Below are 20,982 nucleotides of genomic sequence, written 5' to 3' on the forward strand. Positions count from 1 at the left end.
GTCACGCGCTGCCTCCGGGGCTGGTGTTGGACGCGGGGTAAGATACGGGACCGCGGCGCCGGCCGCCCGCCAGGCGAAGGGCCGCGTGGAGGAGCACGTTCGCCCCCGCTTCCGCCTGGGCCGGGGTGATCCGCTCCGCCTCGTTGTGGCTCACGCCGCCCTCGCAGGGGACGAAGATCATGCCCGTCGGCGCGATGTCGCTCGTGTGTACGGAGTCGTGGCCGGCCCCGGCCATGAGCGGCATCGAACGGTAGCCGCAGTGCTCGGCGGCGGCGCGCACGGCCTCGATGCAGCGATCGGAGAAGCGGACCGCGGGTGACCGCCATACCGCGTCGAGACGCCATTCGGCGCCGCGTTCGGCGCAGGCGCTCGCCGCCTCCTCCCGCAGGCAGTGTTCCATGTCGTCGAGCGCGCGGTCTTCGGGATGACGGATGTCCACGCTGACGCGGACCTGGCCGGGCACCGTGTTACGCGAGGCCGGCGTCGCCGCCAGGACGCCGAAGGTCAGCCGTCCGTGCGGCGCGAACTCGCTCTCGACCCGGCGATACAGCTCGACCAGCGCCTGGCCGAGAGCCGCCACGGGGTCCGTCCGGCTCGGCATCGGGGTGGGTCCGGCGTGTGCTTCCTCGCCGATCAGCGTGAGGTCGAACCAGCGGGTCCCCTGGACGCCCGTCACGATGCCGATCTCGCAGCCGCGCTCCTCGAGGATCGGACCCTGCTCGATGTGCAGCTCGAGGTGCGCCGCCAGGAGGCGTCCGCCGACGGGCGTCGGCCCGCGGTAGCCGATCCGATCGATGGCATCGGCCACCGTGACCCCATCGGGGTCGCTCGTCCTCAGGGCGTCGGCCAATTCGAACCGGCCCGAGAATACGCCCGACCCCATCATGGCCGGCGCGAAACGCGCGCCCTCCTCGTTCGTCCAGTTCGCGACCTCGATGGGGACCGCCGTCGCGATGCCGTGCTCCTCGAGGGTCTGCACGACCTCGAGCGCGGCGAGGACGCCGAGTGGGCCGTCGAACCGCCCCCCCGTGGGCTGGCTGTCGAGGTGGCTCCCCAGAACGACCGGCGGACGCGCATCGTCCGTGCCCGCGCGGCGGGCGAACATGTTGCCGATTCCGTCGATCGAGATGGCGAGACCCAGCGACACCGCCCAGGCGCGGAACCGATCGCGCGCCCGGCGGTCTTCGTCGCTCAGCGCGAGGCGGTGGACGCCACCGGCCGCGGTGGCGCCGATGCGCGCCATCTCCTCGAGTCGCCGCCAGAGCCGTCCGCCGTCGACGCGGAGGTCAGGGATCGACGCCACGGGTCACTCGTGTGCGGGCGGCGGGGTCACGGTCAGGACCGCCGTGACGAGGAGGAGAGCGAGCGCGGCTCCCAGTTCCAGGGCGACGGTCGGCGGAAGACGAGCCGGCTCGCCGGACGCCCGAACCCGGTCCGGGGACCGCCTCCAGTTGTACGCGCCGCAACCGATGACCACGAGCAGGACGAGGAGCTTGAGGCTCAGACGCCGGCCGTAGGGTTCCGTCCACAGCGACGACACCGCCCCCAGATGCAGCCAGGCCCCGAACAGGCCGGTGGCTCCGATGACCGCGGCGGAGCCCAGGGCGAGCGGCGAGAACGCCGTGATCCAGTCCACGAGCCGCGTTCGGGAGACCACGGCGCCGTGCCGTCGGCCCAGGTGCAGCACACCCGCCATGACGGCGAGCGTACCGAGCCAGACGCCGCCCGCCGCGACATGGAATACGTCGGCCGAGATCGCGGCCGTGACGTAGTGTTCGGCGCCCGTCGCGTGCCCGGAGAGCGCCGGCGTGTAGGCGAGGAGAACGACGCCGGCGGTGGCCAGCACCCAGCCGGGTTCCGCCACGCGACCGGGCCTGGAGGCGAGCGTGAACGCGAACGCCGAGATCGCGGTCGCGGTGATCTGGGCGATCCAGGCCCGGCCCCACGAGGTACGTGTCACGAGCAGACGGATCTCCGCCCAGAGCGGCTCGAAGGGATCGCGAAATACGGCGACCTCCGCCGCGAGCCGGCCCAGCGCCCCGAGCGCGACGGCGAGAAGCGCCAGGCGGCCGATCCGGGCCGCGAGTGCCGCCGGGTCGACGGACGCGTCACCCTCGCTCGGCGGGCCGAACCCGGGGAACCGCCTGAGGACCAGGAGCCGGAAGGTCACCGCCCCCACCGCGGCGAGGAGGCCGGCGAACAGCGCCCAGCGCGATACCGTTCCGATCAACGACCACATGTCGGGCCCGGGCTTTCTTTCTGGCGGATGGGCGAAGAGGGATTCGAACCCCCGACCTCCTGCTTGTAAGGCAGGCGCTCTGAACCGACTGAGCTATTCGCCCCCTGGGTCTCCCGCCGGCGGGCTGCTAGCCGAGTCGCCGCCAGCCGAGAATCAGTCCGGCGGGGAGGAACACGGCGTAGCCGAGCACGAGGAGGAGCGGCGCGGCGGTCACGGATCCGCCGTCGAGCAGAACATACCCCAGCACGATCGATGCCAGGCCGAGGGCGAACGCCGCGTAGTTGGCAGGCCCGAACTGGAGCCCGCGGGCGGGGGTCCGTCCCGTCTTCTGGTCGCGTCGTCCCTGTGTCATGCGCGCACCCTAGATGCCCTTCCCGGACTCGTCAACCGCGTCACGAAGTGGAACGGGCCCATTCCACGACCTCCAGCAGGGGCGATGGCAGGGGCGATGCGAACGATAGTTCCTCGCCCGTGACGGGGTGCTCGAAGGCCAGATGCGCGGCGTGCAGGAAGAGTCGCGCCGCCCGGCGCCGGAACTCCCCCGCCCAGCGGCCGCCCGCGCCGCCGAACCCCCGTTCCCAACCCGGCGCGTAGATCGGATCCGCCACGACCGGGTGTCCGACGGACCTCAGGTGTACGCGCACCTGATGGGTCCGTCCCGTCCCGAGTCGTACCGCGACGAGGTCGGCCGCGTTCCACCGCTCCAGTCGCCGGAAGTGGGTCGTCGCGGGGCGGCCGGCCTCCCGCACGGCCATCCGCTTCCGGTTGCGGCGGTCGCGGCCGATGGGCCGATCGACCGTGAACCGGTCTCGTTCCAGGTGCCCCCAGGCCGCCGCCAGGTATCCCCGTTCGACCTCGCGGCGCCGGAGGGCGGCTGAGAGTCGACGATGCGCCCCATCCCGCTTGGCCACCAGCATGAGCCCGCTCGTGTCCCGGTCCAGACGGTGCACGATCCCCGGTCTGCGGTCGCCCCCGATGTTCGAGAGGCGGTCGAGATGGAAGAGGAGCGCGTTCACGAGCGTCCCGCGCGGGTGCCCGGGCGCCGGGTGGACGACGAGCCCGGCCGGTTTTTCCACCACCGCCAGATGCTCGTCCTCGTACCGGATCTCGACGGGGATGTCTTCGGGCTCGAGGCGGGTGGGGACGGCGGGCGGCAGATGGACTTCGATGCGATCGCCGCCCCGGGGCAGGTATCCCTTTCTCGTGGCGCGGCCGTTCACCGTCACGTGGCCGGCGGCGATGAGTTGGGCGACCCGGGTGCGACTCAGCGCCAGAGGCTCGCACAGAAACCGGTCGAGCCGCTCGGCCGACGCGTCTTCGATCTCGATGAATCGCCGGTCGCCGTCCCCTGTCGCGCCGGAGTCGGCCGGACTCACCTCACCCCTGGTCCGTCCCCACCGCCCCGGCCGCCTCGCGCGCTTCCCGGCGACCCTCGAGCCAGAATGAGATGAGGAGGAGCACCGCACCGACGGTGACGCCGGAGTCCGCGATGTTGAAGACGGGGAAGCGATGGATACCGATCCCGAAGTCGAGGAAATCCACCACACCCTGCTCGAGCCGGATGCGGTCCCAGATGTTGCCGATGGCGCCGGCCGCAACGAGCGAGATCGCCAGGACCCGCAGCCGGTCCGAAGACGGCGTGCCGCGATAGATGAAGCCCAGCACGCCGAGCGCGATCAGCGAGAGGAGGAGAAAGAAGATCCGGGAATGCTCGCCGATGTCGAGACCGAACGCCGCGCCCCGGTTGTGGGTGTAGGTGAAGCGGAAGAAGTCGCCGATCACCGGCGCCTGTTCGTAGAGCTCGAACGTGTTCATGACCCACGCCTTGGTCATGACGTCGAGCGTGAGCACGACCGCGATCGGGATCAGCGTCAACCAGAGTCTGACGGCGATTCCCGTGCCGGGCGCGCCCGGCAGGCCGGGATCCGGGGTGGGGCCGTCCACCCTCTCGGAGGGGTCAGCCGGCACTCGTTTCTTCCTTCTCCTTGCAGCGGATGCAGAGCCTCGCATGCGGCAGGGTATCGAGGCGCTCGAAGCTGATCTCCTCACCGCAGTGCTCGCACTGCCCGAACGCCTCGGGGGCCTGATAGAGTCGCCTCAACGCCTCATCGATGTGGTAGAGGTGCCGACCCTCCTTGCTGGCGAAGAGGAACGCCTTCTCCCGCTCCATGGCATCGGTTCCCTGGTCCGCCATGTGGAAGCTGTAGGCGGCCAGATCGCTGTCGCCACCCCGCAGCGCGCTCGCGAAGGACTCGTCGTACTGCCCGATCTCCCTCGTCGCGCGCGAGCGTGCCTTCAGCAGCCTCTTCTCCAGGTGCTTCCGCTGTTCCCTGTTCATCCCCAGTCATCGATGTCGCGGCTGTCGACGCGGGTACGTTCGACTCCGATGCCGACCTCGAACTCACCGATCTTCATCCGCCTCGTTTCCAGGCCGCCCAGGCCATCCGCCCCGATCCTCACCTCCACCGCCAGCGTCTCGCCGGCGATGTATCCGGAATGCGTCGCGGCCGCACCCTCCAACGCCTCCGGGCCCGCGATCCCGAGCCGGATGCGATCGGCGACATCGAGCGCGGCCTCACGCCGCAGCCGCTGCACACGGTTCACGATCTCCCGCGCGTAGCCCTCGGCGCGCAGGCCGTCGTCGATCTCCGTGTCCAGCGCCGCGAGATACCCGCCGTCGCTCGCCACGGCCAGATCCGTGCGCGTCTCCTCGAGGATCGCGACATCTTCGGGCTCGACCCGAATCCGATCTCCACCGAGTTCGATCTCGATCGTCCGACCCGTTTTCAGTCGCCGCAGCACCGGCGTCTCGAGCTCGCCGATCGCTCTGGCCACGGCCGGCGTGCGCGCCCCGTGCTTCGGACCCAGCACCCCGAACCGGGGCTTCGCGTACAGCCCGATAAAGTCTTCACTTTCCCCGAACGACACAACCTGTTTGACGTTCAGTTCCTCCCGCACGAGCGCCGCCATCGAGTCGGGGAGCCTCCGCCCCCCCGGGAGGACGGCCTGGAGCGCGCGCAGCGGCTGCCGGGTGTGGATCCCCGCCTTGTCCCGGGCGGCCCGGCCCAGGGCCACGAGGCGGCGGACGTCCCCCATCGCCTGCTCGAGTTCCGGCTCGCCCCGGCCCTCCGCCTTCGGGAAGTCGGCCAGGTGCACCGACCGGTCGTCCGCGAGGGCGCGGTGCAGCCAGTCCGACATGAACGGAGCAAAGGGGGCGAGCAGCCGCGCCGCGGTGACCAGGCATTCGTGGAGCGTCGCGAAGGCGTCCGCGCTCGCGGCGGAAGCATCCGGCCGCGTCGCCCAGAACCGGTCGCGGCTGCGGCGGACGTACCAGTTCGACACGTCATCCAGCACGAATTCCTGGATCGCGCGAGCGCCCGCGGTCAGATCGAACCCGGCCAGCGCTTCGTCCACCGTCCTCACGACGCCGTCGAGGCGGGCCAGCACCCAGCGGTCCAGTTCGTTCCGCCCGGCGACCGGCGCCGCCCGCGGCGTGGCGTGGGACCAACCCTCCTCGTTCGCGTACAGGGCGAAGAACCGGTACGTGTGCCGGAGCGTCGCGAACAGCTTGCGGTCGGTCTCGCGAAGCGCCGACGGATCCCACCGCTTCGACACCCACGGGTTGGAGGAGGAGAGGAAGTAGAAGCGGGTGACGTCCGCACCGTACGTATCGAGCGCGTCCCGGGGGTCGACCGCGTTCCCCCTGGACTTCGACATCTTGCGTCCCTTCGCGTCGAGGACCTGGTCGTTGACGATGACCGCCCTGAACGGCGCCCGGTCGAAGAGGATCGTGGACAGGGCGAGCAGCGAATAGAACCAGCCGCGCGTCTGGTCGATCCCCTCCGCGATATAGTCCGCCGGAAAATACCGATCGAAGGTGTCGCGGTTCTCGAACGGGTAGTGCCACTGGGCGTACGGCATCGACCCCGAGTCGAACCAGGCGTCGGCGACCTCGGGGACGCGGCGCATGCGTCCGGCGCAGCCATCGAACTCGCAGTTCCATTCGTAGCCGTCGATGCCCGGCCGGTGGGGATCGAAGTCGTCGGGCAGCCCGCCCGTCCGCCGACCGAGTTCGGCGAACGATCCGAGAACGGTCCGGTGTTCCTCATCCTCCGAGCAGAGCCAGATGGGCAGCGGCGTGCCCCAGTAGCGTTCGCGGGAGAGGGCCCAGTCGACGTTGTTCTCCAGCCACTCGCCCATGCGCCCGGATCCGGTCTCGGGCGGGTGCCAGTCGATCGCCGCGTTGTACTCGAGGAGCCGGTCCTTCACCGCGGTCGTGCGGATGTACCAGGAGTCGCGGGCCATGTAGAGGAGCGCGCTGTCGCAGCGCCAGCAGTGCGGATAGCTGTGCTCGTACATCTCGCGCAGATATAGCTGGTCGCGGGCCACGGCCCACTCGCGGATCGCGCGCTCCGTCTCCGTGTCCTTGACGTGCCGCCCGGCGAGCCCGCCCGGCACGCTTTCGAGGAACCGGCCGTCCTCCCCCACGGTGTGCTGCATGGGGAGCCCGACGCGCTGTCCGAGCCGGAAATCGTCCTCCCCGTACATCACGGCCGTATGGACGACCCCGGTGCCTTCGTCCACCGTCACGAAGTCCGCCTCGACCACCGTCCACGCGGCCTCGTGCCCGTCGCCGTCGACCGCGCCCGGGAAGAGCGGCCGATAGCGCAGCCCGGCCAGTTCCGCGGCGCGCACCTCCCGCACGATCTCGTACGGGTGTCGCAGGACCGCCTCGATCCGGTCGCGCGCGAGGATGAGGACCTCTCCCGGCGCGGCACCCCCGGGTCCGTCGTGAGCCCGGAGGGCGGCGGTACCGGCCTCGGGGTCGGCGAGGACGCGCACCCGGGCGTACGCGATGTCGGGACCGATGGCGAGCGCGAGGTTTCCCGGCAGCGTCCACGGCGTCGTGGTCCAGCTCAGGATCCGGGCGTCATCGGGGTCGTCCACGAGGTGGAACTTCATGTAGACGGTGGGCTCGTTCACGTCCTGGTAGCCCTGCGCGACCTCGTGGCTCGAGAGTCCGGTTCCGCAGCGCGGACAGGTCGGGATGACGCGATAGCCGCGGTACAGCAGGCCGCGCTTCTCGATCTCGGACAGAGCCCACCAGCCCGACTCGATGAAGTCCGACGAATACGTGACGTACGGGTCGCCGTAGTCCAGCCAGTAGCCGATGTCCCGCGACAGCCGTTCCCATTCGTCCTGGTATCGGAACACGTTGCGGCGACACGCGTCGTTGAATTTCCGGATCCCGAAGCGCTCGATGTCCGGTTTTCCGGACATCCCGAGCGAGCGTTCGACTTCGAGTTCCACCGGCAGCCCGTGGGTATCCCAGCCGGCTTTCCGCGGAACGTGGCGGCCCGTCATGGTCCGGTATCGCAGGACGGTGTCCTTGATCGTACGCGCGAGGATGTGATGGACACCGGGTTCGCCGTTCGCCGTGGGCGGACCCTCGTAGAACACGAAGTCCTTCGCGTCGGCGCGCGCCGCGAGGGTCCGCTCGAACGTCTTCTCTTCGTCCCAGCGTCCGAGTACTTCGGCTTCGAGCCCGCGTACGGACTCCGGTATTGGCCGGTAGGCCATCGGGGTGCTCCATCGAATCTGCTAAGGTAGTCCAGGGAACGGCGGGCGTGGCGATCCCGCGGACTGCGGTCAGGTCGACGCCGTGCCCGAACCGCCGGCGTCGACCCGGGTAATCGACGGGTTCCGGATGGGGGGGGGCGCGGAGGACGCGGCGCGCGATCCGACATCCCCCGCTGCGGTCGAACCCTGCCCCGTCGACACCTCATCCGGATCGGACCGCAGCCGTTCGACCAGATGGCCGAGATCGTCTTTCCCGCTTCCGAACCGGGCGTCCTCGAAATCGAGGTATTCGTCGAATCGCTCGAACAACTTCCGCAGCGATCCGAGGAACTGGCCGCGCGTCGCCCGCAGGTCCTCGATCTTGTCCTGACAGAGACGGACCGCCTGTTCCGCGTCGTGGAGGACGGCGCGCGCCCGCGCCTCCGCCTCGTGGAGCCGCACGGCGGCATCCCGCTCCGCCTGAAGTCTGGTCTCCTCACGCAACTCCTGCGCGGCCAGCAACGCGTCGTTCAGGGCCCGTTCGCGCGTGCGGTAGGTCTCGAGCTGCTGCTCCAGTTCCTCGACCCGGGCGCCAGACGTGGCGCTCTCCCGCATGTGGCGCTCCAGGGCGTCGGCCACGACGGTGAGAAAAGCGTCGACCTTCCGCGGGTCGTACCCCCGCAGGGTGCGCCTGAAGTCGTCCTTCTTGTTGCGGACGTCGAGCGGTGTCAGGTCGATCATCGCTCCCCCAGTAACACGGTCCCCAGCCGCAGCCGAGTGCTTCCCTCCTCGACCGCGATCTCGAAGTCGTTGCTCATCCCCATCGAGAGCGCATCGCCCCCGAACTCCGGAATCTCGTCCCGGCAGCGGGCCAGCAGGCTCGCGGCACCCCGGAAGACCGGCCGCAGCACCGCCTCGTCGTTCGTGAACGGTGCCATGGCCATGAGGCCCCGGACGCGCAGCCCGGGCAGAGCGCAGATCTCGCGCACGGCGTCGACCGCGCTCTCGCCGGCGAACCCCGCCTTCACGGCCTCAGCGGACGGGTTGACCTGAACGAGCACCTCCGCCGGACCGAGCCGCTCCTCTTCGACGATGCGGCTGAGTGTCCTCGCCAGCATGACGCTGTCCACCGACTCGACCACGTCGAACAACCTGAGGGCCCGCCGCGCCTTGTTGCGCTGCAGCCGACCGATCAGGTGCCAGGCGACACCCGGCGTCGCGCCCAGCGCCGACCGCTTCGCTTCGGCTTCCGGCACCCGGTTCTCGCCGATCCGGGCCAGGCCGAGTTCCTCCACGATCTCGATCGCGCGGGCCGGGTGGCCCTTCGTGACCGGCAGGATCTCGACATCGTCGGGGCGCCGTCCCGCCCTCCCGGCCGCCGCCTCGATCCGCTGCAACACCCGCGCCAGCCCGGCCTCGACGTCGTCTCTCGTCACGCGGCACAGTCTACGCGCGCGCGCGCGCCGATGCGAGCGGGCCCTCCGGGAGCCGGCGTCCGCAGCCACAAGAAAGAGCGCCCGGCGCCGCGGGAGCGGCGCCGGGCGCCAAGTCGAACCGGCGGGTCCGACCCCCTGCGGACTGCTACACTACCTCGAACGCCACCACCTGCGAGACCCAGACCGCCGTCACCTTGTCGCGGTTCTTGGCCGGCGTGAACTTCATCGCCTGAACGACCTTCCCCGCCGCCTCGTCGAGCAACTCGTTCCCGGACGACGTCTTGACCTCGAAGTTCCCGACGGTCCCGTCCTCGGTCACGTACAGCCACAGTTCGACCTTGCCGCCGATCCCGGCGTCCATCAGCGTGCGCGGGTATTCCCGCTCGAGAATCCGCGTGACCTCGGCCTGGTTCATCAGCACGGGGTTCGTGTCGAACGGGATGAACGAGGGCCGGTCCGCGGGGCTGCTCCCGGCGGGAGGCGGGGGCAGATTCTCGGTCTGGACCGACTCGAAGGTCGTCGGCGCGATCGTGATGTCCTCGGAGATGTCGACCGAGGCGACCCTCGGAGTGGCCGGACGGGCGATCGCCTCCGGCGGAGGCGGAATCTTGACCTCCGGCGGGAAATTCACCGCCTCGATCTCGGTGGAGACGGTGCCCAGATCCGCGGCCTCGAAGGGCCGGACGAGGACGAACAGGCCGAAGTGGAGCCCGACCGCGGCCAGCAGGCCGATCTGTGTCCAGTTCGCGCTGACGCGCTTGAACTGGTCGTTCGCGGTGAGCCGAATGCCGGTGTCTTCCATCGAATCTTCTCCCGATCGTTTGGCAGCTCGTGGCAAGCGCCGTGCTGCGTTCCCTAGCGCCGAGCCCGTATGGCGCGCTGCTCGAGTCGAGTGGCGAACGTCACGCGAACCGCGCCCGCCGCCTGCAATTCCTCGGTGATCGTGTTGATCTGGTGGTACGGGACCTCCGCGTCGCCCCGAATCGCCACCACGACTTCACGATTCTCGGCGTAGATGGGGCGAACCACCTCCGAGATCTCCTCGAAAGGCGTCAGGACGTCGTTGATCCAGACGGAGCCCTCGCGCTGGATCCAGATATGGAGGATGTTTTTCCGCTTCTCGTCGATCTTCTCGGTGGCCTCGGCATTCGTCCACTCGATGTCGCGGTTGCGTTCCTTCCGGAAGACGGTCGTGACCATGAAGAAGATGAGAAGCAGGAACGCGATGTCGGCCATCGAAGAGGTGGGGATCGCGCTGTCCGATCCCGACTTTTTCTTGAACCCGCTGTCCTTGATGGCCATCTAGTTCTCCATTTCCTGTAGCGAGATTCTCTCGGCGCCCGAAAGCTTGACCTCGTCGAGCACATTGACCATGTGCCGGTACGCGGCATCCGGATGCGTCTGGATCGCGGCGATGAGGTTGGCGTTGCCGGCCAGTTCGGTGCGGAGGATGTTCGCCACCTGCGTGTGCGCGACGACCTGTTCCTGCTCGCTCTCTCCCCGTCGCACGACCACGCGCCCATCGGGCTGCACGATGAAGAAGATCAGGTTCCTCCCGGAGACATCCACTTCCTCGGACTGCTCCGGAAGCACGATCGGGAGCCCCCGTTCCTCGTTGAAGACGGTCGTCGTGAGAAAGAAGACCAGAAGCAGGAACGCGATGTCGGCCATCGAAGAGGTCGGAATCTCGTCCGACACCTTCTGCTTGCGCTTCATGATCGCCATGTGGTCGTCTCTTTTTCGGTGGTCTCTTGTCTCAGGCCGTGTGCCGATGGCCGCGGTCTTCGAGGTCCCAGATGAGCCCCAGCACTTCCTGCGCGCCCTCCTCCATGTCGAGGATGAGGCGGTCGATCCGGGTCACGAAATAGTTGTAGCCGATGTTGACCGGGATCGCGATCGAGAGGCCGGTGGCCGTCGTGATCAGCGCCACCTTGATGCCGCCGGCGACGAGGCCGGGCTCGACCTGACCCGCGATCTCGATGGCCTGGAAGGCGAGGATCATGCCGATCACGGTCCCGAGGAAACCGAGCATGGGGGCGACGTTGGCGATCGTGCCGAGAACGGTGAGACCGCGCTCCAGGAAGTCGAGTTCGATCACGCCCGTCGTGGCGATGGCCTTCTGGATATCCTTCCCGTCCGCCCGGGCGCCGGCGCGCCGATCGCGGAGCCGGCGAAGCCCGGCGAGGAGGATCGCGGCGACCGGCCCGCGCGTCTCCTCGGCCGTCGCGATCGCCTCGCCCAACCGGCCGCTCATACCCAGTGTCTCCATCTCGCGAAGGAGCTTCCGCGAGTCGCGATGGGCGACCGTGAGCGTCCACGCCTTGGCCAGCATCACGCCGATCGCGATAAGGGAGCAGAGGATCAGCGGGTACATCATGAATCCGCCGTCCGTGAACAGTGTCAGCAGTTCGTACTGATTGTCCATGTGATCTGCCCGTGGGGGTGGGGTGGCCTTGCCGTAACACGCAAGTTTAGGGATGCGGCCGACCGGCGTCAAACGATCTGCGGCGCCTCCTCCTCGCGGGCCGTGACCACGTCCCCGTCCGCTCCCGGCAGGTCGGAAGTCTCGGACTCCGCCTCCGGCGCGGTGGGGCCCAGTTCCGGCGCCGCCACGCCGGCCGCGAGGCGATCCCGCAACTGCCCGGGCGTCAGGTTCCGGCGCAGGACGCCGCGCCGCGCGAGGGAGATCTGGCTCGTCTCCTCCGACACGACGACGACATACGCGTCCGTCTCTTCCGACAGCCCGAGCGTCGCCCGGTGGCGCGTGCCCAGCGTCTTGTCGCTCAGGGGATACTGCGTGAGCGGCAGGTGCACGCCGGCCGCGACGATCTCTCCGCCGCGCACGACCACGGCCCCGTCGTGCAGGGGAGACCGCGGCGTGAAGAGCGAGACGAGCAGGCTGGCCGAGACGTCGGCCCGGAGGCGCGTGCCCGTCTTCTCGATGTACTCCTCCAGCGACAGCTCCCGCTCGATCGCGATGATGGCCCCGGTCCCGGCGCGGGACAGTTCCGCCGCGGCCTTCGCGATCTCGTCGGCCACCGCCTGGCTGCGTTCCTCGAGCCGGGTGAGGACGCTGAGAACGGGGCTGCGACCGATCCGGGCGAGCGCACTCCGCAGTTCCGGATGGAAGACGACGATGAGCGCGAAGGCGCCGTACGTGAACGCCTGGGAGAGGATGGATTCGATGAGACTGAGGCGAAGCCAGCCCGCCGTCGCATAGACCGCGACGAGGAGAACCAGGCCGAACAGCATCTGGAACGCGCGCGTCCCGGACCACAGGATGAGCACGCGGTACATGAGCACCGCGACGACCGTGATCTCAAAGAGATCCAGCAGGTCGATCTGCAGGAGCCGGACATAGTTCCAGATCGCGCCCATCAGCCCTGTCCTCCCGCCGCCCGCGCACGACTCGGCCCGGGAGCCTTCCGCGCGGCGATCGCTGCCTCGACGGTCAGCGCCTCGCGGGTCTCCCGGACATCGTGGACCCGCAGCACATCCGCACCTCCGCGCGCGGCGGCCAGGCAGGCGGCGACCGAGCCCGCGACCCGGTCGCGCGGCCGGACAGCGAGCAGCGCGCCGAGGAAGGACTTCCGCGAAGGTCCGATCCACACCGGCGCGTCGATCGCGGCGATCTCATCGAGCCGGGCCAGCAGTTCGAGGTTACCCTCGACCGACTTGCCGAACCCGAGGCCCGGGTCGACCGCGACCTGCCGGGGGGCGCAGCCGGCCTCGAGCGCCGCACGTCGGGCGGCGGCGAGAGCGGCTCGGACCTCGCACACGACATCGCCGTACCGCGTATCCCGCTGCATGGTCCTCGGCGTCCCCCGCATGTGCATGAGGACGAGGCCCGCCCCCGTCCGCGCGGCGAGCGCGGCGAGTCCCGGATCCCGCCGCAGAGCCGTCACATCGTTGATCGCGGCCGCGCCCGCGTCGAGTGCCCGTTCCGCCACCACGAGCCTTGACGTGTCCACGGAGATCGGGATCGGCAGGTCCCGCAGCCCCCCGAGGACGGGTTCCAGCCGGGCCCACTCCTCACGGGCGGGTATCGAAGCCGCTCCGGGCCGCGTCGACTCGGCTCCGATGTCGAGAACGGCCGCTCCCTCCTCCGCGATCTCCCAGGCTCGCGCGACCGCCGCGCCCGGGTCCACGAAACACCCTCCATCGGAGAACGAATCGGGCGTCACGTTGAGGACTCCCGCGATCGCGGGTCTGTCGAGCGGGATCTCGCGATCCAGCAGTCGCCAACTGCGCGCCGGCCCGGTCGCCGAGAACACGGTCCGCGCCCGACGGTCAGGCCGGGGCCGGGGCGGGCTCGCCTCCGGCGCCCTCGAGCGGACGCTCGCGCCGCGGGACCGGTTCGGCGGCGAGTTCCGGGGCCGGCGGAGCGGGTGCCACCGCCGGAGCCCGCAACTCCCTGCCCTCCGCGAGGCGCTTCGTGTCCTCCGAGTCGAGCGTCTCCCGCTCCAGCAGGGCCTCCGCGATTCTCTCGAGCAGGTCCTGGTTCTCCTCGAGCACCGTCCTCGTCGCCGCGTAGGCATCATCGAGGATCCGCTTGATCTCGCTGTCCACCAGTTCGGCCGTCTTCTCGCTAACTTCCCGGCGCTGCGAGAGATCGCGCCCCAGGAACACTGCGTGTTCACGGTCGCCCACCGTCATGGCGCCCACGGCAGGCGACATGCCGAACTGGGTGACCATGCGGCGGGCGAGATCCGTCACGCGTTCGATGTCGTTGCCCGCGCCCGTCGTGATCTTGCTGTTGCCGAACTTCATCTCCTCGGCCACGCGACCGCCGAACAGCATCTTCAGCTGGCCCTCGAGCCACCCCTTGGTGTAGTTGTGGCGATCCTCCTCGGGCAGGGACGCCGTGAGCCCCATGGCCCGCCCTCTCGGGATGATCGTGACCTTGTGCAGGGGGTCCAGTCCGGGAACGCGAAGCGCAACCACCGCGTGCCCCGCCTCGTGGTAGGCGGTGACCTTCCGCTCCTCGTCGGAGATGACCATGCTTCGCCGCTCGGTGCCGAGCATGACCTTGTCCTTGGCACGCTCGAACTCCTCCATGTACACGCGGTCCTTGTCGTCCCTCGCAGCGAGGAGCGCCGCCTCGTTGACGACGTTCTCGATGTCCGCGCCCGAGAGCCCGGGCGTCCCCTTGGCCAGGACCGAGAGGTCGACGTCCTCGGCGAGCGGGATCTCCTGCGTGTGGACGCGGAAGATCCCCTCGCGCCCCCTGATGTCCGGGTTGTCCACCACGATCTGGCGGTCGAAGCGGCCCGGACGAAGGAGCGCGGGATCCAGCACATCGGGTCGGTTCGTGGCCGCCAGCAGGATGACGCCCTCGTTCGACGCGAACCCGTCCATCTCCACGAGCAGCTGGTTGAGCGTCTGCTCGCGCTCGTCGTGTCCGCCGCCGAGGCCCGCCCCCCGGTGGCGCCCTACCGCGTCGATCTCGTCGATGAAGATGATGCAGGGGGCCTGGGCCTTCCCCTGCTCGAACAGGTCCCGGACGCGCGAGGCGCCCACGCCGACGAACATCTCCACGAAATCGGACCCCGACATCGAAAAGAAGGGGCACGCGGCCTCGCCCGCCACCGCCCGCGCGAGGAGGGTCTTGCCCGTTCCCGGCGGTCCCACGAGGAGGGCCCCCTTCGGGAGACGTCCTCCGAGCCGCGAGAACTTCCGGGGGTCCTTGAGGAACTCGATGATCTCCTGGAGTTCCTCCTTCGCCTCGTCACATCCCGCCACGTCGGCGAAGGTGATCTTCGGCGTGTCGCCGCTCAGCAGCCGGGCCTTCGACTTCCCGAAGCTGAAGGCCCTCGACCCCCCCGCCTGCATCTGCCGGAAGACGAAGAGCCAGAGGCCGATGATGAGGAGCCAGGGCAGGATGGAGATGAGGATGCCGACCCAGTTGCTGCCGGCCGGCAGCGTCTCGATCGTCACGTCGGCCGCGAGGAGTTCGGCCATCAGTTCATCGCCGATCTCCCGCGTCGGGAGCAGGAGGTGGAACGCGTCGATCCGCGCCTCGTCGGAACCGATCGGCTGCCTGAGCCGGCCCGCCACTTCCCCGGTGCCGAGGCGGACCTCGATCGACGCCACGTTCCCCTGCGCCGCCTGCTCGCGGAACGCCGTGTAGCTGAGCTGCTCCCGCGCTTCACGTCCGGCCCCCATGAACTGGAGGATGGCGACGGGGATGAGGATGATGAGGGCCCAGAACGACGCGGTCCTGAGCAGGCGGTTCATCCGCCCCGAGGGATCGTTCTTCTCCGGGCGCTGCGGTTCGTCTTGGCGCATCTCGATCTATCCCGACTCCGGCGGATCCGAACGCGTCCTCACGCGCCGGGACTCGCTATGAACGGCAGGTGGCGGAAATCCTCCGCGTAATCCAGTCCATACCCCACAAGGAAGTCATTGGGTGCATCGAAGCCAACCCATCGCGGTTCCCAGGCCAGGTCCTTCGCGATCCGCTTGTGCAGGAGGGCGCAGATCTCGAGCGAGGCGGGGCCTCTCTCGGCGACCCCGCCGCACAGCTGATTCAGCGTGGTCCCGCTGTCCACGATGTCTTCCACGATGATGACGTGCCGCCCTTCCACCGGCGCCCTGGGATCGTAGAGCAGTTCCACCGCGCCCGAGGACTCCGTGCCGGCGCCGTAGCTCGACGCCACCAGGAAGTCTACCTGAAGAGGCCGTCGGATGCGGCGGACGAGGTCGCCGATGAAGACGAACGAACCCTTGAGCAGCCCCAGGAGCAGCACATCGGACTCCGGTGGATACGCGGCCGTGATCTCGGCTCCCATTTCGGCGACACGCTCGGCGATTTCGGACGCGGAGTAGACCACCCGCCCCAAGGGACGGCCCCCCGCGCAGGCGAGGAACTGTCGCTCCGCAGCCTCCCGTGCATCCGGACGGGCCGGATCAGCGCTCGATAAGGCCAATGGCGAACCATGTTCCTTCGGGGTCGGGGGACTCGACGGCCCTCGTGGCGTGGCCCACGACCCACAGGACTTTCTGGTCGGCGCCGACGACGACCGGGACTCCCGGCCGCTCCGATGCGGGCACGCGCCGCTCATTCAGGAGCTTCGTGAGTTTTCGGGAGCCGACCGGCATCCGGATCCGGTCCCCGGGACGCGGTCCCCGTACGCGCAGCGGGAACCGGATCGCGCTGCCGGGCAGCGCCGTCGCCCAGCGTTCCGTTCCCTCGAGCGTCCCCCACCGGACCTCGTAACGGCTGCCGCCGATCCGCGCCCCTTCACGTCCCGAGCCCGTCTCGCCGATCTCCACCTCCAGGTCGGGCCGCGGGTCCCGGCGCTGCCGCACCCGGAGCCAGTCGAACTCGCGCTCCACGCGAAGGCCGGCCGCGATGTCCACGCCGTGCCCGCTCGTACCGCCGCTCATGAACGCGACCCCGGCCCGGGTCCCGCGCCGCGAGAGACGAAAACCCGCGTCGCGCGCGACCTTCCGCAGCATGCGCGCGCGCGCCGCTCGATCATACCGGAGCAACCCGAAGCGGGCAATTTGAGCCCCGAGGGGGGTCTTTCGGTATCCGGCGGTTGCGAGCTGACGCCGGGCGCGCGACTCCAGACCCACGTCGGCCTCGAGCGCGTGGCGGGCGAGTTCGGCCACCAACGGGCGAAGGCCCTCCCCGGCGTACTCGGACAGAGCGGGCACGAGGCCATGGCGAACCCTCGAGCGGCGATAGCGGGCATCCAGGTTGGCCGGGTCTTCGATCCACTCGCGGCCCTCGGCCCGAAGGTAGTCCCGGAGTTCTTCGCTCCCGAACCCGAGCAGCGGGCGTACGAACGCGCCGCGGCGGGCCGGGATGCCGGCCAGACCCCGGAAACCGGTCCCCCGCAGCAGGTTCAGCAGCACGGTCTCGACGTGGTCGTCACGCTGGTGCCCCAGCGCGACCCGCGCCGCCCCCGCGCGACGCCGTGCAGCGGCGAGAAAGGCGTAACGCGCGGCCCGGTAGTCCGCCTGCCCCCCGCGCAGCGCGTGAGCCCGGCCGATCCGGCACGGCACCCCGGCGAGTCGGCAGAGTTCGGCGGCCCGCGCCGCCCGGTCCGCGCTCCCGGCCCGCAACCCGTGGTCGAAGTGGGCGGCCGCCAACCGCAGACGCCGGGACTCGCGGATCCCGCACAGCAGGTGGAGCAGGGCCAGCGAGTCGGAGCCGCCGGAGAACGCGACGAGGACCGAAGAGCCCCCGGGCAGGAGATCCGGCGCGGCCAGCAGAGCGCGTCGGAACCGCTCCTCCACGTCGCGGCCGACGTCGCCCGCGGTCCGCGGGGCGCTAGGACTTCGTGGGCGGGCCACGATCCCGCCAGGCCGCCGGGCCGCGGCGGAAGTCCAGCTCCTCGGCCACCGCGACTCCGAACTTCGGCGGCTCGGGCAGGCGCCCGAACTCGATCTCCGACGGGGGTCTCCCGGCAGCCCCCCGTTTGCGCGCGTGTTCCCACACGCGGTCGCGCCCCTGAACGTAGGCGCGGAGGGCCCCGGCGACGTTGTGCGCTCTGCTCAAACCTCCATCACCTCCGCTTCCTTCCGGGCCAGGACTTCGTCGATCTTCTTCACGTACTCGTCGGTGAACTCCTGCACCTCGCCCATCGTGCGCCGGCAGATGTCTTCGCCGACATCCCCCTCCCGCTGCATCCGGAGGAGCCGCTCCCGCGCCTCGTGCCTCGCGCGGCGGATCGACACTCTGCCCTCCTCCGCCATCCGGTGCAGAACCTTCACGAATTCGCGGCGGCGCTCCTCGGTCAGAGGCGGGATGGGCACGCGCACGAGAGCCCCATCCACGGAGGGGTTCAGTCCGAGGTCACCGCTCTGGATCGCCTTGGCGACCTGCGTGGCGATGTTCGGATCGTACGGCTGCACCACGAGCATCGTCGGCTCGGGGGCGCTCACGTTGGCCACCTGCCTGAGCTGGATCAGCCCCCCGTACGCATCGACGCGCACCCCGTCGAGAATCGCCGGCGTCGCCTTGCCGGTACGGACCGTGGCGAATTCCTTCGCGATGGCGTCGATCGCGTTGCCCATCGCCTCGATCGCGTTCTCGAGCGTCTCCTCCGGCACCGTCCCCTCCGATCTTTCACGCGCCCGGACACGGGTCGCGTTCCAGCTACTCGACGAGCGTCCCGATCCTCTCGCCCTGCAACGCAGCCAGGATTGCACCCGGCCGCTTGATGTTCAAGACGACGATGGGCAGGCCGTTGTCCTTGCACAGGGAGATCGCGGCCGAGTCCATGACGCCGAGTTCCCGCGTCATCACCTCCAGATAGCTGATCTCCTCGATCAGATCGGCGCTCGGATCGGTCTCCGGGTCCGCCGTGTACACGCCGTCCACGCGCGTCGCCTTGAGGATCACGTCGGCTTCCATCTCGATGGCCCGGAGCACGGCCGCCGTGTCGGTGGAAAAATACGGATTCCCCGTTCCGCCGGCGAAGATGACGACCCGCCCCTTCTCGATGTGACGCAGGGCCCGGCGCCGGATGTAGGGCTCGGCGAGCGCCTCCATCCGGATCGCCGACATCACCCGCGTCTCGACCCCGGATCGCTCGAGCATGTCCTGGAGCGCCATCGCGTTGATGACCGTCGCCAGCATGCCCATGTAGTCGGCGTTCACGCGGTCCATCCCCCGCTCGCTCGCGACCGTGCCGCGCACGATGTTGCCTCCGCCGACGACGAGCCCGAGGCGGACGCCGCTGCGGTGAACCTTCCGGATCTCGCGGGTGAGTTCCTCGATGACGGGCGGATCGATTCCGAACCCGCGCTGCCCCGCGAGCGACTCGCCCGAGAGCTTTACGACGGCGCGACGGTACTTCAGGTCGGGGAGGCTCAGCCGCCCACCTCGAAGCGGACGAAGCGGCGGACGGTGAGATCCCGGCCCGCCTCGGCCAGCAGCTCCTTCACCGTCCGGTCGGGATCGCGCACATAGCTCTGCCAGAGAAGAGCGTTCTCCTCGAAGAACTTGCGCATGCGTCCCGCGACGATCTTCTCGGTGATCGAAGGCGGCTTGCCCTGTTCGAGCGCCTGTTCGGTGAGCAATGCCCGCTCGCGCTTGACCAGCTCCGCCGGGATGTCGTCCGTGGACACGCCACGGGGGTTCGTGGCCGCGGCATGCATGGCGACCCCGCGTGCGGTCTCCACCGCCGCGTCGCCGGAGTCCGAGATTTCGACCAGGACGCCGATCCGGTTGCCGAAATGCACGTACGATGCGAACGCGCCCCCCTCACCGAGGTCATACCGCACCGCGCGCCCCAGCTGGATGTTCTCGCCGACCTGCACCCTCAGTTCGCTGAGCCGGCTCTCGACCTCGCCGCCGCCCTCGATGCGGAGGAGCGCCTCTCCTTCCAAGGTCTCCCCGTCGCCGATGGGCAGATCGAACATGCGCTCCGCGAGCTCCCTGGCGAAGCTCTCGAACGCCTCGCTGCGGGCCACGAAGTCCGTCTCGCTCAACACCTCGACCATCGAGGCGGACCCGTCGCGCTTCGCGACCCGGATCGTCCCCTCGGATACGGTGCGCCCCACGCGCTTGTCCGCCTTGGCGGCCCCCGCCTTCCGCAGCAGGTCGATCGCGCGCTCCGCGTCGCCCCGCGCCTCGACAAGCGCCTTCTTGCAGTCCATCATCCCGGCGCCTGTCCGGTCGCGGAGCGCTTTCACCGCTCCGGCCGTGATCTGCGTCATGATCCCTCGCCTCCTCCTCTCGCGCTCCTCGCTGGCCCCGCACCTCCGCGGCGCGTGATGGCAAAAAAAAGGGCCACCGAAGTGGCCCCCGGTTCACTCGCGGCCTGATTCTCCCTCGTCGGCAGCCACCGCCTCCGCGGAGGAGGCCACCGGCGCGGGGGCTTCTTCCCCGCTCGCCCCCGACTCACCCTCACCCGCGGCGGGGTCGGCCGATCCCTCGTCGGCGTCGATCACCGGGGGGTGGTGCCGTCGTTGCGCGATGACTTCCGGACGCGGCTTGCGCCTCGGCCGCTTGCGGCGCGAATCGCCGGTCGCGGGCGTGTCGGCCACGCCGCCCGCATCGCTCGAATAGGTGTACGCCTTCGATTCCTTCTCTTTCCGTCCGACCTCGGGAATCTCGCGACGCGCCGCTTCGACGACATCCGCGACCGAACTGGTGATGAGCGAGACCGAGCGGATCGCGTCATCGTTCCCCGCGATCGCGATCGTGAGCAGATCCGGATCGGCGTTCGTGTCGGCGATCGCCACGACGGGAATCCCGAGACGGTTCGCCTCGCGCACCGCGATCTCCTCCCGGTTGGAGTCCACCACGAAGACGAGCCCCGGCAGCCGCGTCATGTCCTTGATCCCGGACAGATAGCGGTCGAGCTTCTCGCGCTCGCGCTCGAGCAGGAGTCGCTCCTTCTTGGTATAGAACTCGAAGGCCCCTTCCTCGGTGCCGCGTTCCAGTTCCTTCAGACGGGTGATGTTCTTCTTGATCGTCTGGAAGTTCGTGAGCATCCCGCCCAGCCAGCGCTCCGTGACGTAGAACGATCCGGACCGTTGGGCCTCTCCCCGCACGACGCGCGCGAGCTGCGGTTTCGTGCAGACGAAGAGGATGGACTTGCCGGCCACCACCGTCTCCCTGACGAGTTCGTGCGCCCGCTCCAGCTCGCGTTGCGTCTTCTTGAGGTCGATCAGGTAGATCCCGCCGGATTCGGCGAAGATGTACTTCCGCATCTTCGGGTTCCAGCGATGCGTCTGGTGCCCGAAATGCACTCCGGCCTTCAACAGGTCCTTCAACGCGACGCCCAT

Annotated in this window: 23 protein-coding genes and 1 tRNA gene; all 24 read right to left on the reverse strand. The window is 69.5% G+C overall.

All coding sequences use genetic code 11. The annotated features are described in order from the left end of the window. Position 1: 1 nt before the first annotated feature. Positions 2–1,303, reverse strand: a complete 1,302-nt coding sequence (locus tag ACPXY0_RS10845) for a Zn-dependent hydrolase (RefSeq protein WP_423924549.1) — start codon at positions 1,301–1,303, stop codon at positions 2–4. 3 nt (positions 1,304–1,306) lie between these two features. Further along, positions 1,307–2,230 carry a CopD family protein gene (locus ACPXY0_RS10850; RefSeq protein WP_423924550.1) on the reverse strand — a complete coding sequence of 308 codons (924 nt, stop codon included), beginning with the start codon at positions 2,228–2,230 and terminating at the stop codon, positions 1,307–1,309. Positions 2,231–2,267: 37 nt separating this feature from the next. Continuing rightward, positions 2,268–2,342, reverse strand: a tRNA-Val gene (locus ACPXY0_RS10855). Between the two features lie 24 nt (positions 2,343–2,366). Then, the gene (locus tag ACPXY0_RS10860; RefSeq protein ID WP_423924551.1) at positions 2,367–2,591 is read right to left on the reverse strand and encodes a hypothetical protein; all 225 of its coding nucleotides are present in this window, start codon (positions 2,589–2,591) and stop codon (positions 2,367–2,369) included. A 40-nt stretch (positions 2,592–2,631) separates the two neighbouring features. After that, complete coding sequence (locus tag ACPXY0_RS10865; RefSeq protein WP_423924552.1) at positions 2,632–3,615, reverse strand: RluA family pseudouridine synthase; 984 nt, start codon at positions 3,613–3,615, stop codon at positions 2,632–2,634. A 1-nt stretch (position 3,616) separates the two neighbouring features. Continuing rightward, positions 3,617–4,207 (reverse strand): signal peptidase II, encoded by a 591-nt coding sequence (lspA, locus tag ACPXY0_RS10870; protein WP_423924553.1) that lies wholly within the window; start codon positions 4,205–4,207, stop codon positions 3,617–3,619. Further along, on the reverse strand, positions 4,197–4,577 hold the full coding sequence (locus ACPXY0_RS10875; RefSeq protein ID WP_423924554.1) for a TraR/DksA family transcriptional regulator: 381 nt from the start codon (positions 4,575–4,577) through the stop codon (positions 4,197–4,199). Before ACPXY0_RS10875 ends, lspA begins: the two co-directional genes overlap by 11 nt. Beyond that, positions 4,574–7,819, reverse strand: a complete 3,246-nt coding sequence (gene ileS / locus ACPXY0_RS10880; RefSeq protein ID WP_423924555.1) for an isoleucine--tRNA ligase — start codon at positions 7,817–7,819, stop codon at positions 4,574–4,576. The genes ACPXY0_RS10875 and ileS overlap by 4 nt, the downstream gene beginning before the upstream one ends. Before the next feature lie 69 nt (positions 7,820–7,888). Continuing rightward, positions 7,889–8,539, reverse strand: a complete 651-nt coding sequence (locus ACPXY0_RS10885; RefSeq protein ID WP_423924556.1) for a DivIVA domain-containing protein — start codon at positions 8,537–8,539, stop codon at positions 7,889–7,891. Continuing rightward, positions 8,536–9,234 carry a YggS family pyridoxal phosphate-dependent enzyme gene (locus ACPXY0_RS10890; protein WP_423924557.1) on the reverse strand — a complete coding sequence of 233 codons (699 nt, stop codon included), beginning with the start codon at positions 9,232–9,234 and terminating at the stop codon, positions 8,536–8,538. Before ACPXY0_RS10890 ends, ACPXY0_RS10885 begins: the two co-directional genes overlap by 4 nt. Before the next feature lie 145 nt (positions 9,235–9,379). After that, entirely contained in the window at positions 9,380–10,036 is a 657-nt protein-coding gene (locus tag ACPXY0_RS10895; protein ID WP_423924558.1) for an energy transducer TonB, read from the reverse strand. Positions 10,037–10,089: 53 nt separating this feature from the next. Further along, positions 10,090–10,536: an ExbD/TolR family protein gene (locus ACPXY0_RS10900; protein ID WP_419940897.1), complete on the reverse strand. Its 447-nt coding sequence runs from the start codon at positions 10,534–10,536 to the stop codon at positions 10,090–10,092. Further along, entirely contained in the window at positions 10,537–10,959 is a 423-nt protein-coding gene (locus ACPXY0_RS10905) for an ExbD/TolR family protein (RefSeq protein WP_419936577.1), read from the reverse strand. It lies immediately after the preceding gene. Between the two features lie 31 nt (positions 10,960–10,990). Further along, positions 10,991–11,659: a MotA/TolQ/ExbB proton channel family protein gene (locus ACPXY0_RS10910; RefSeq protein ID WP_423924559.1), complete on the reverse strand. Its 669-nt coding sequence runs from the start codon at positions 11,657–11,659 to the stop codon at positions 10,991–10,993. A 68-nt stretch (positions 11,660–11,727) separates the two neighbouring features. Continuing rightward, positions 11,728–12,612 carry a diadenylate cyclase CdaA gene (cdaA, locus tag ACPXY0_RS10915; protein ID WP_423924560.1) on the reverse strand — a complete coding sequence of 295 codons (885 nt, stop codon included), beginning with the start codon at positions 12,610–12,612 and terminating at the stop codon, positions 11,728–11,730. Next, entirely contained in the window at positions 12,612–13,508 is an 897-nt protein-coding gene (folP, locus tag ACPXY0_RS10920) for a dihydropteroate synthase (RefSeq protein ID WP_423924561.1), read from the reverse strand. Before folP ends, cdaA begins: the two co-directional genes overlap by 1 nt. 16 nt (positions 13,509–13,524) lie before the next feature. Next, positions 13,525–15,471, reverse strand: a complete 1,947-nt coding sequence (ftsH, locus tag ACPXY0_RS10925; RefSeq protein ID WP_423930662.1) for an ATP-dependent zinc metalloprotease FtsH — start codon at positions 15,469–15,471, stop codon at positions 13,525–13,527. A gap of 89 nt (positions 15,472–15,560) precedes the next feature. After that, positions 15,561–16,067, reverse strand: a complete 507-nt coding sequence (gene hpt, locus ACPXY0_RS10930; RefSeq protein ID WP_419940893.1) for a hypoxanthine phosphoribosyltransferase — start codon at positions 16,065–16,067, stop codon at positions 15,561–15,563. A 76-nt stretch (positions 16,068–16,143) separates the two neighbouring features. Then, a complete protein-coding gene (gene tilS / locus ACPXY0_RS10935) occupies positions 16,144–17,481 on the reverse strand; it encodes a tRNA lysidine(34) synthetase TilS (RefSeq protein ID WP_423924562.1) in 1,338 nt (445 codons plus the stop codon). 34 nt (positions 17,482–17,515) lie between these two features. Beyond that, on the reverse strand, positions 17,516–17,743 hold the full coding sequence (locus ACPXY0_RS10940; protein ID WP_419936570.1) for a hypothetical protein: 228 nt from the start codon (positions 17,741–17,743) through the stop codon (positions 17,516–17,518). Continuing rightward, entirely contained in the window at positions 17,740–18,297 is a 558-nt protein-coding gene (gene frr, locus ACPXY0_RS10945; RefSeq protein WP_423924563.1) for a ribosome recycling factor, read from the reverse strand. The genes ACPXY0_RS10940 and frr overlap by 4 nt, the downstream gene beginning before the upstream one ends. A gap of 46 nt (positions 18,298–18,343) precedes the next feature. Further along, positions 18,344–19,063 carry a UMP kinase gene (pyrH, locus tag ACPXY0_RS10950; protein ID WP_423930664.1) on the reverse strand — a complete coding sequence of 240 codons (720 nt, stop codon included), beginning with the start codon at positions 19,061–19,063 and terminating at the stop codon, positions 18,344–18,346. After that, positions 19,060–19,908, reverse strand: a complete 849-nt coding sequence (tsf, locus tag ACPXY0_RS10955; protein WP_423924564.1) for a translation elongation factor Ts — start codon at positions 19,906–19,908, stop codon at positions 19,060–19,062. Before tsf ends, pyrH begins: the two co-directional genes overlap by 4 nt. A gap of 93 nt (positions 19,909–20,001) precedes the next feature. Next, positions 20,002–20,982 (reverse strand): 30S ribosomal protein S2, encoded by a 981-nt coding sequence (gene rpsB / locus ACPXY0_RS10960; RefSeq protein ID WP_423924565.1) that lies wholly within the window; start codon positions 20,980–20,982, stop codon positions 20,002–20,004.

This window comes from Candidatus Palauibacter sp. (genome assembly GCF_965237495.1).
GTDB lineage: Bacteria > Gemmatimonadota > Gemmatimonadetes > Palauibacterales > Palauibacteraceae > Palauibacter.

Excerpts from the sequence above, each read along its gene's own strand:
- ACPXY0_RS10860 (WP_423924551.1), bottom strand. The coding sequence starts at position 2,591 with ATGACACAGGGACGACGCGACCAGAAGACGGGACGGACCCCCGCCCGC.
- ACPXY0_RS10875 (WP_423924554.1), bottom strand. The coding sequence starts at position 4,577 with ATGAACAGGGAACAGCGGAAGCACCTGGAGAAGAGGCTGCTGAAGGCA.
- tsf (WP_423924564.1), bottom strand. The coding sequence starts at position 19,908 with ATGACGCAGATCACGGCCGGAGCGGTGAAAGCGCTCCGCGACCGGACA.
- ACPXY0_RS10895 (WP_423924558.1), bottom strand. The coding sequence starts at position 10,036 with ATGGAAGACACCGGCATTCGGCTCACCGCGAACGACCAGTTCAAGCGC.
- ACPXY0_RS10905 (WP_419936577.1), bottom strand. The coding sequence starts at position 10,959 with ATGGCGATCATGAAGCGCAAGCAGAAGGTGTCGGACGAGATTCCGACC.
- rpsB (WP_423924565.1), bottom strand. The coding sequence starts at position 20,982 with ATGGGCGTCGCGTTGAAGGACCTGTTGAAGGCCGGAGTGCATTTCGGG.
- ftsH (WP_423930662.1), bottom strand. The coding sequence starts at position 15,471 with ATGAACCGCCTGCTCAGGACCGCGTCGTTCTGGGCCCTCATCATCCTC.
- ACPXY0_RS10900 (WP_419940897.1), bottom strand. The coding sequence starts at position 10,536 with ATGGCCATCAAGGACAGCGGGTTCAAGAAAAAGTCGGGATCGGACAGC.
- ACPXY0_RS10885 (WP_423924556.1), bottom strand. The coding sequence starts at position 8,539 with ATGATCGACCTGACACCGCTCGACGTCCGCAACAAGAAGGACGACTTC.
- ileS (WP_423924555.1), bottom strand. The coding sequence starts at position 7,819 with ATGGCCTACCGGCCAATACCGGAGTCCGTACGCGGGCTCGAAGCCGAA.
- cdaA (WP_423924560.1), bottom strand. The coding sequence starts at position 12,612 with ATGGGCGCGATCTGGAACTATGTCCGGCTCCTGCAGATCGACCTGCTG.
- ACPXY0_RS10910 (WP_423924559.1), bottom strand. The coding sequence starts at position 11,659 with ATGGACAATCAGTACGAACTGCTGACACTGTTCACGGACGGCGGATTC.